At 66.7% G+C, this 438-nt stretch carries 1 pseudogene; it reads left to right on the top strand.

The annotated features are described in order from the left end of the window. Window positions 1-203: pseudogene (locus LPA54_RS39235) on the top strand (amidohydrolase); the annotation flags it as partial. Window positions 204-438 lie beyond the last annotated feature (235 nt).

Here is a 438-nt window from a genome sequence, read left to right as displayed (position 1 = left end):
CCGTGCACGACCTCGCCGCGACCCTGGTGCACAGCGCCCGCGCCGCCGACGTCCGCACGACCGTCGTGGACGGCCGGATCCTCATGCGCGACCGGCGCCTGCTCACCATCGACGTCCCCGAGGTCGTCCGCGAGCTGGACGAACGCCTGCCCGCCCTCGTCGACCGCGGCCACGGCCGGCGCATCCAGGAGTACGACACCTGAACGACGCGAACGCGCGTGAGCGGTCTCCGTCACCACGACGAGTGCGACAAATGACACGGACGGTGACGGATTACTCCGGAAAGCTGAGAGCACGCTCACACTTGGCAGTGAACGGGTGTCAACTACGTCTCAGTACCGTCACCGGACGAGGCGTTCGCCCCATGGTTGGCGTTTAACTCTACGAGTACAGCGCTACATGGAGGTGGCAGGGTGAACGGGCGAACCGTGCTCGAAC

Origin of the sequence: Streptomyces sp. DH12 (assembly GCF_020873895.1) — a bacterium.
Lineage (GTDB): Bacteria > Actinomycetota > Actinomycetes > Streptomycetales > Streptomycetaceae > Streptomyces.
This window is presented reverse-complemented; position numbering and strand designations above follow the sequence as displayed.